Here is an 8,259-nt window from a genome sequence, read left to right on the forward strand (position 1 = left end):
GGACTGGGCAGGCAGGATGGGATCCCTAGCGTGGAACTCGCCAATCTTCCCCGCCGGGATAGGAGCAGCCAAAGGGGGGGTCTATTTTCGCTCCGATGCCCATGGGATCCATTTGCACTTGCCTGCCACCCTAGCTTGGGAAGAAGTTTGGGACGATCTGGTTTGGCAGTTGCGCAGCCGCCGACCCTACTGGAGGGGGATAGCTCCTCTAACCCTGTGGTGCCAGGAGCGCGAGCTGGATCTACCCACCCTACAGGCTCTGGCTGTCTTGTTAGCGCAGTATCGGCTGCAGCTGTGGCGCGTCCAAACCGGATCCCGGGCAACCGCCATCGCTGCAGCGACCTTAGGCTACTCTGTAGAGCAATTTTCCCCTCTAGAGGCGGCTCCCCCTCTTCCCCCCGACACTGCCCCTCTGTACCTGCGTTCAACCGTGCGCTCGGGCATGTCCGTACGCCACCGCGGTTCTGTCTTCCTGTTAGGAGATCTCAACCCCGGCGGCGAGATCATTGCTGGCGGCGACATTTGGGTTTGGGGACGGCTGCGGGGGCTGGTGCATGCCGGCGCTGAGGGGGATAGGAGCGCGGTGATCCTTGCTTTGCAGTTGGAGCCTACCCAATTGCGCATTGCCGACCAGGTGGCCCGCCCGCCGGAAGGAGGATCCCCCCCCAACACGCCGGAGGTGGTTTACTTGCAGGAGGGTGTCATCTGCATTGTCAGCCTTCAGGAGTTTCTGCGGAGAAGAGCATGGGCCGAGTTATCGTCATAACCTCTGGGAAGGGAGGAGTGGGCAAGACCACCCTAACGGCCAACCTGGGCACTGCCTTGGCGCACTTGGATCGCTCGGTGGTGGTGGTGGATGCCGACTTTGGCTTGCGCAACTTGGATCTGCTGCTGGGTCTAGAGAATCGGGTGGTGTACACAGCGCTGGAGGTCATAGCGGGGGAATGTCGACTGGAACAGGCGCTGGTGAAGGATAAGCGCACCCCCAACTTGGTCTTGCTGCCGGCGGCCCAAACCCGCAACAAAACAGCAATCAACCCAGAGCAAATGCGGCAGTTGATGGAGAAGCTGGCCAGTAGCCATGACTATGTGTTGATTGACTGCCCAGCTGGGATTGAGCAAGGGTTTCGCAATGCCATTGCGGGGGCAACGGAAGCTCTGCTGGTAACTACGCCCGAAGTAGCAGCGGTGCGGGATGCAGACCGGGTGGTGGGCTTATTGGAAGCGGCAGGGATCTCCTCAATCCAGCTAATTGTTAACCGCCTGCGCCCCGACATGGTAACCGCAGGCCAGATGATGGCAGTGGAGGATGTGGTGGAGGTGCTGGCCATCCCGTTGGTGGGTATGATTCCAGAAGACCGCGAGGTAATTGTCTCCACCAACAAGGGGGAACCCATGGTTTTGGCTGCTAATCCTTCTCTGGCTGCCCAGGCCATCCAGCGCATTGCCCGACGGCTGGAAGGGGAGAGGGTGGAGTTCCCCAAGTTGGCCAGCTTGAGTGAGTCTTTCTGGGAAAAGGCCAAGCGATTTTTAACCCAAAAGGTGTTCTGAAGCTAACTTTGCCTGGAGTTTTTGCTTTCCCAGCCATGTTCCCTCAATAAAGCCCATGCTCCTCGATTTTTTGGATCAGCTTTTTTCCCGACCCCCCGGCAGCAGCCGCGAGCAGGCCAAGCAGCGCCTGAAACTCATCTTGGCCCACGACCGCACCAATCTCAGTCCGGCAGCCCTAGAATCGATGCGGCTAGAAATTTTGGGGGTAGTCTCCCGCTATGTGGAGCTAGACCCAGAGGGGATGCAATTCCACTTGACCGTGGAGGGGAGCACAACAGCTCTTATTGCTAACTTACCCATTCGCCGAGTTAAGCCGCTGGCAGCAGTCGATCCCGACCCTGCTGGGCAGGGGCAGCAGGATCCTATTGCCCCAGAGGGCAGTCAGGGGAGTTCACTTCGGCCTGAGCTACCCTAGACTCAAAGAGCATCTACCTGTAGCTAAGGCTGGCCTACTTCTTAGAATGCCTTCTCTTGTCTGTCCCAGTCCAGATTCCCTGCAGATGGCAACCTTGAGTAGCAACTTTGCTGAACACGAGAGCTGCTGGGGCAGAGTTCTCACTGAGGGAGGTTGAGCCTCGGCATGGAAAACTCCTTTGAGCTGACGATCCTGTTTACGCTGGCCTTGGTGGCCGGGATCGCAGCTCAAGTCCTGGCCAACTTTGTCCAGGTGCCCAGCATTGTTTTCCTGCTGCTGTTTGGGGTGTTGCTGGGGCCAGACGGCTTGGGCTGGGTTCGCCCTCAGATCATGGGATCCGGTCTAGAGGCGCTGGTGTCGCTGGCAGTGGCCCTGATCCTATTTGAGGGGGGGCTGAACCTGCGGCTGCAACGCCTCAACCAGGTCTCCACTAGTCTGCGCAATTTGGTGCTACTGGGATCCCTGCTGACCTTGGGAGGAGGGGCACTGGCAGCCCACTATTTGGGAGAGTTCCCCTGGCCCCTGGCCTTTTTGTTTGGATCCCTGGTGGTGGTGACGGGGCCAACTGTCATTAACCCCATCCTCAAGCGGGTACGGGTCGATCCCGCCGTCAGCACCCTCTTGGAAGGGGAGGGGGTGCTCATCGATCCAGTCGGAGCCATCTTGGCGGTGGTGGTGCTGCAGGTGGTGCTTTCTGGCCACCCCAGCTTCCTCATGGCCTTGGAGCAGCTGTCTAGCCGCTTGGCCATTGGGTCGGCAGTGGGAGCGCTGGGGGGCTGGCTGATGGGATCCTTTCTGCTCTGGTCGCGGCAGTTTTTGAGGGAGGAGTTGCGCAACTCGGTGGTGCTGGCAGGGGCGCTGGGGGTGTTTGCCCTGGCCCAGTCGCTGCGCTCTGAGGCAGGGCTAATGGCGGTGGTGATGGCGGGGCTGGTGGTGCGGCAGAAGGCGGCCATTGCCGAGCGGAGCGTGCGCCAATTCCATGGCCAGTTGGTGGTGATAGCCATCTCGGTGCTGTTTATCTTGCTGACCTCTACCCTTTCTCTCAAAGCAGTGTTGGCTTTGGGCTGGGGAGCGCTGGCCACGGTGCTCTGCCTGATGCTGGTGGTTCGCCCCTTGAGTGTGTGGCTGTGTACCTGGGGCAGTGACCTCAACTGGCGGCAAAAGTTGTTTGTGGCCTGGCTGGCTCCTCGCGGTATTGTGGCGGCCTCGGTGGCTTCTTTGTTTGCCATTTTGTTGACGGAGCGAGGCATTACTGGGGGAGATGCCCTCAAAGCGCTGGTGTTTTTGACCATCTCGGTTACGGTGACGGTGCAGGGGTTGACCGCCGCTTGGGTGGCTCGCTGGTTGGGTCTGGACCAGGGCAGTTCCACGGTGATCATTGGGGATCACCCCCTGGTTGAGCCGTTGGCAGAGTTGCTGCGCTCCCTCAATCAGGCGGTGGAGGTGCTGCCGCTGCCGTCGGGATCCCGTCTGCGCGAGCCTGCTTGCCTAGCCCAGCTCAACGGCCACAAGGTCGCCTATGCCCTAGGGGAGCCCTCTGGGAGTAATGGAGCTGGTGGAGCTGAAGAGGAAGTTGGCCGGCTGCTGCCGGGATCCCTGCAGGAAGTGGTGCTCAGCGAGTCGGCCCTGTTGAAGGCCGATATTGACCATGCGGAGACGCTGCTGATCCTGACGCTGGATCCCCAGATGAACTGGGCCATTGCCGAGCTGATGGTGAAGCTCTCGGTTTCTGCTGCCATCTGGACGGTGCTGCTGCCGGAGATGCCCATTTCCGAAGGGATCCGCACCCTGCCGATCCCCTTTTCCCAACTGCAGCGCTGGGCCGGCTACCTGGAGGCCAAGCGAGTGGAGCTGCGCTCGATTACCCTGCCCACCTTGGCAGACCTGGGCCTCAAGTCCTCTCGGTCGGCAGGGACCTCCGCTCAGGACTCGACTGCAGCAGCCCGTCCAGCACCCCTCAACCCCTTTTCGGCCCAGCTGGGGCTGGAGGATCCCACGCTGGAGCGGCTGCGGGATCAGTTTGCCTATCGGATCAAAGCCGATCTTTGCCTGCCTTTGGTGCTGGTGCGCCCGCAGCGAGGAGGGGGCTGGTGGCAAAAGGGAGCTCGCTCCTCCCGACTGGAGCGGTTATTTTACCTGCCCAAGCCGGACATTTGGCGGCGCGGAGATCGCATTTACTACCTGGAGCGCCTTGCCAGCCCTGGAGAAGCCACTGCCCCCTCTGCCAGAGAGTTAGCTTCCTCAGAATGGGATCTGCCCCCAGCCGAGTTACTGCCCCAGTATGTTGAGGGCATCAAGCTCCACTTTGACCTCTAGGAAGGTCGGGGCAGCCAGCGGCCACTGGGGATAAGGGGGCACCCCTGCACCTGCTCGGGCCGGCCCAGATACACCCAGGCCGAAGTGCCACTGTCCAGTTGCACCCACTGCCGTCTGTACAGCCGCGGGTGATCTTCCAGCTCGTCCAGGCGGGGCAACAGGCTCAGGGGAATGCGGTAGCGCTCGCCGTAGAGCCGGTTGCGGCCAGGAACGGCCATGGGGTAGGGGCCGAGATCGTAGAGATCGATGTGGTTGAGGCTGTCTGTCCCCAAAAACTCCGCTCCTTGCAGCAGACGGTGGTACTGGCCACCCCGCAGCAGGGATCCGTAGACAAAAACCACGGTCGTTGGTTCCATTGTCCTCTGGGACAGGGGGAATTAGGGGGATTGGACCAATTTTTGGCCAAGGCGGGGCTCTGAGCCGGCCAGCAGGCGCTCGATGTTGCGCCGATGGGCAGCAATGACATAAGCCCCCCCTACCAGGGCAAACAACCCATAGGGCAGAGGCTGACCCAGAGCCCACATCAGCAGCGGCGCCGCCACCGCCGCCAGCAGCGAGCTGAAGGAGACGATGCGGGTAAGGGCGATCCCCAGCAGCCAGATGCCAAAGGTAGCCAGGGCCACCGGCCAAGCCATGGCCAGCAAGATTCCCAGGCTGGTGGCCACCGACTTGCCTCCCCTAAAGCCCAGCCAGCAGGAGCGGCTGTGGCCAACCACTGCCCCAAAGGCCGCCACGACCACCCACCACGGGGATCCCAAAGCCGATCCCAGCGCCACTGCTGCGGCCCCCTTGGCAGCATCCACCAGCAACACCAACAGCGCCGGTCCCTTGCCCAGCGTCCGCAACACGTTGGTTGCCCCTGTCGAGCCGGATCCCTGCTGACGAATGTCGATCCCGCCCCACCAACGTCCCACCCAGTAGCCGGTGGGGATGGATCCCAGCAGATAGCCTCCAAGGGCGGCGAGGAAAGCCAAAAGCCAGGTAGGCATGGGCAGGTCTTGAACGCTCTTTCTCACTTTGCCACAGGGCTTGGGTTCAACTGCTGTCGAATCCAGCCAGGTTGACCTCCCAAGCAAGGCGCGGCTGTACAAAGTGCAAAAGCTGGTAACGAATCTGCTCCAATTGCCGGATGGCCTGGCGGGATCCCTGCGCCCAGAAATGCTGCTGCAGATAGTCAATCAGCCACAGTTGCGCCGGCAAATCAAGAGCGGCCACCGCCCTGGCCAGTTCCAGGGCCTGCCGCAGCGAGGGGGGCCAGCGTCTAAGCTCTTGCAATAGCGACGGCGGGATCCTTTGCAGGTGCTGGTGGGCCTCCAGCGCCCGCCCGAGGCTGCCTTGGGCCAGGGCAATCAGCTCAGAGCGAGGGATCCCGGGCAACTCTGGGCAGTTCAAACTAACCAACACCCGCTCCATCTCTGCTGGGCCGAGGCGACGAAAGGGCACCATCTGGCAGCGGGACAACAGCGTCGGCAGCAGGGAGGCCGCCTGGGAAGCAATGAGAACAAGGTGGGCTGAGCCGGGCTCCTCCAGGGTTTTTAGCAGAGCATTGGCCGCACTCTCTGCCAGGGTTTCCGCCCCCTCCAGCACCACCAGGGAGCGGCGGGCGCAAATCGGTCTGCGGGCACAGAAGCGGGCCACCCCCTGCACCTGTTCCAGGCGAATTTGCGGCGGGGAGCGCCGCTGCAGAGTTTGCGCCTCGGGGGCCTCTGCTGCTATTAGGCGGCCCTGGTGGAGATAGGTGGGGCTAACCCAGTGGAGGTCGGGATGGGTGCCCGCTACCAGCCAACGGCAGTTGGAGCACTGGCCGCAGGGGATCCCCGAGCTGGCCTCGCAGAAGAGGGCCTGGGCAAACCAGCGGGCCATCAGCCCTCGCCCCACCCCCTCTGGCCCCAAGAAACAGTAGCTGGAGGTCACCCGCCCCTTTTCCAGAGCGGCCACCAGCAGCCGCGCCGCCAGCTCCTGCCCAACAATGTGCCGGGGGGGCAGAACCTTTACCCCCTCAACCTGGGGCATTGGCAGAATTGCTTCCTCCCTGGCAAAGGTCGGCAAGAGAGCTCTGGAGCCGCTGCTTCCTCAACACGCAAAGCTTCATCTCTGCTCCTGCTGTTAGGCCGTGGGATCCAGCCGCATTAGCACTTGGCCAAACTCCACCGGCTGGCCGTTGCTCACCAAAATCTCCTTGACCACGCCTGCCGTTTCTGCTTCTATTTCGTTCATTACCTTCATCGCCTCGATAATGCACAAGGTTTGGCCTTTGTTCACTCGTTGCCCCACTTGGACAAAATCCGCTTCTCCAGGAGCAGGAGCGCTGTAGAAGGTACCCACCATGGGTGCTACCACCTCCACCCAGTGGCTGGGGGGAGATTTTGGGGCAGTCCCTGCAGTAGGAGGCTCTAGCGGAGCAGAAGGAGTGGAGGGAGCGATTGCGGCAACCTGAGCAGCAGGGATCCCCTTGCGCAGAGTCAGGCGGAAATCTTTGCACTCGAGAGTTAGTTCGGTAACATCGCTCTCTTGCAGAGCGGCCAGCAGAAGGCGAATTTCCTGCCAATTAATGACATCCAAGGGAAGTCACCTGTCCACAATAGCAACCTAGCAGCGGGCAAGAGTCCTCACTCGCGGCCCAGATAAGTGTCCGTGCGAGTATCGACTCGAACCCGCTCTCCCACTTTAATAAACAGGGGCACCTGGATCTCGGCACCGGTTTCTAGCTTGGCAGGTTTGGTTCCTCCTGTAGCCGTATCTCCCCTAACCCCCGGGTCAGTTTCCACCACTTCCAAAACCACACTATTGGGCAGTTCGACATCGATCACCTGCCCCTTCCAGCGCAAAACAGACACTTCCATATTTTCCTTCAGGTATTTCACAGCAGAGCCCACCTGAGCGGTACTGATCACAGCTTGCTCATAGGTCTCCATGTCCATGAACACGAGGTTGTCTCCTTCCGCATAGAGGTACTGCATGTTCACCTTTTCAATGGTGGCAGCAGGCAGCATTTCGCCAGCGCGGAAGGTTTTCTCGACAACGTTGCCGGTCTGCATGTTTTTGAGCTTGGTGCGCACAAAAGCCGCCCCTTTGCCAGGCTTGACGTGCAGAAACTCAATGACTTTGTAGGGAGCGCCATCAACTTCCACAGAGACGCCGGGGCGCAAATCATTGCTTGAGATCATGTCAGCACAGGATCCGTTGCCTAGACTTCCTAATCTTACCGCGCCTAGGGGGTACTCCGATTCAGTCCTCTAAGATCAATGGGCGCTTGCCGTCCATACCTAGGCAACACTGCCTGCCACGAGGGGCGCAGGCCCGCTAGGAAGTCGGCACGGGCCAGCTCTGCCAATGCCAGCACAGGCGCTGGATCCACCCAATCGGCGGCATCCACCGCCAGCGCTTGCGGCCACTGACGGAGAAGGGCCTGCCAAGCCGTTTCCCCCCAGAGCTGATCCGAGACTTCGGCCCCTAGCTGTTCCGGACCCACCCGGTACACCCCGCCATACCGCTCCCCCCGCTTGGCGTCCATGTGGACCGCCACCGTCAAGGGCTGAGGGGGGGATCCCTGCTCCTGCCACACCCGGCGGGCAACAACCGCTAAGGACGAGTAGCCAAACACTGGAATGCCTAGCTGCTGCCCCACTAGCCGCGCCACGCTTACCCCCAAACGACTGCCGGTAAAACTCCCCGGCCCCACGGCAACGGCGATCCCAGCCACTTGTGACCAGTCCTGGCCAGCTAAAAAGTCTCTCAAGTGAGGGTGCAGCCGCGCCGCCATCTGGTGATCAAGCCACCAGCTTTGGCTGCGGCCTTCCTCCTGCTCTCCTTCTAGCGGCAACAGGGCGAGGCCCAAAACAGGCGTGGTGGTGTGAATCCCTAGAATCCAGCGGGTAAGCGACATGGCCTTTCTTAGGGGAGTTGACAGAACTTAATGGATGGTTTAAGGTTGGGTTGTCAATCTTCGCACTTCCGCAGGGAAGTTAGGTCTTATG

General features: G+C 60.9%; 10 protein-coding genes. 4 read left to right on the plus strand and 6 right to left on the minus strand.

Translation table 11 applies throughout. From position 1 onward, the window contains the following. Window positions 1-16: 16 nt before the first annotated feature. The 4 genes from minC (at window position 17) to NW822_RS09635 (ending at window position 4,282) form a co-directional block, all read left to right on the plus strand. Entirely contained in the window at window positions 17-766 is a 750-nt protein-coding gene (gene minC / locus NW822_RS09620; RefSeq protein ID WP_414362951.1) for a septum site-determining protein MinC, read from the plus strand. Further along, window positions 745-1,551 (plus strand): septum site-determining protein MinD, encoded by an 807-nt coding sequence (minD, locus tag NW822_RS09625; protein WP_414362953.1) that lies wholly within the window; start codon window positions 745-747, stop codon window positions 1,549-1,551. The genes minC and minD overlap by 22 nt, the downstream gene beginning before the upstream one ends. A gap of 55 nt (window positions 1,552-1,606) precedes the next feature. Then, window positions 1,607-1,966 (plus strand): cell division topological specificity factor MinE, encoded by a 360-nt coding sequence (minE, locus tag NW822_RS09630; protein ID WP_414362955.1) that lies wholly within the window; start codon window positions 1,607-1,609, stop codon window positions 1,964-1,966. 165 nt (window positions 1,967-2,131) lie between these two features. Beyond that, window positions 2,132-4,282: a cation:proton antiporter gene (locus NW822_RS09635; protein ID WP_414404287.1), complete on the plus strand. Its 2,151-nt coding sequence runs from the start codon at window positions 2,132-2,134 to the stop codon at window positions 4,280-4,282. Here NW822_RS09635 and NW822_RS09640 read toward each other — a convergent pair. The 6 genes from NW822_RS09640 to tsaB all read right to left on the minus strand — a co-directional run bounded on the left by NW822_RS09640 (window position 4,279) and on the right by tsaB (window position 8,168). Continuing rightward, on the minus strand, window positions 4,279-4,638 hold the full coding sequence (locus NW822_RS09640) for a gamma-glutamylcyclotransferase (RefSeq protein ID WP_414404288.1): 360 nt from the start codon (window positions 4,636-4,638) through the stop codon (window positions 4,279-4,281). The genes NW822_RS09635 and NW822_RS09640 overlap by 4 nt on opposite strands. A 21-nt stretch (window positions 4,639-4,659) precedes the next feature. After that, window positions 4,660-5,271 carry a glycerol-3-phosphate 1-O-acyltransferase PlsY gene (gene plsY, locus NW822_RS09645; protein WP_414404289.1) on the minus strand — a complete coding sequence of 204 codons (612 nt, stop codon included), beginning with the start codon at window positions 5,269-5,271 and terminating at the stop codon, window positions 4,660-4,662. Window positions 5,272-5,317: 46 nt separating this feature from the next. Further along, window positions 5,318-6,295 carry a DNA polymerase III subunit delta' gene (locus NW822_RS09650; protein WP_414404290.1) on the minus strand — a complete coding sequence of 326 codons (978 nt, stop codon included), beginning with the start codon at window positions 6,293-6,295 and terminating at the stop codon, window positions 5,318-5,320. A 93-nt stretch (window positions 6,296-6,388) separates the two neighbouring features. Next, on the minus strand, window positions 6,389-6,844 hold the full coding sequence (gene accB, locus NW822_RS09655) for an acetyl-CoA carboxylase biotin carboxyl carrier protein (protein ID WP_414362965.1): 456 nt from the start codon (window positions 6,842-6,844) through the stop codon (window positions 6,389-6,391). 47 nt (window positions 6,845-6,891) lie between these two features. Next, a complete protein-coding gene (efp, locus tag NW822_RS09660) occupies window positions 6,892-7,449 on the minus strand; it encodes an elongation factor P (protein ID WP_414362966.1) in 558 nt (185 codons plus the stop codon). Between the two features lie 44 nt (window positions 7,450-7,493). Beyond that, on the minus strand, window positions 7,494-8,168 hold the full coding sequence (gene tsaB / locus NW822_RS09665) for a tRNA (adenosine(37)-N6)-threonylcarbamoyltransferase complex dimerization subunit type 1 TsaB (RefSeq protein WP_414362968.1): 675 nt from the start codon (window positions 8,166-8,168) through the stop codon (window positions 7,494-7,496). Between the last annotated feature and the right edge of the window lie 91 nt (window positions 8,169-8,259).

This window comes from Synechococcus sp. H70.2 (assembly GCF_047462275.1).
Taxonomy (GTDB): Bacteria; Cyanobacteriota; Cyanobacteriia; order Thermostichales; family Thermostichaceae; genus Thermostichus.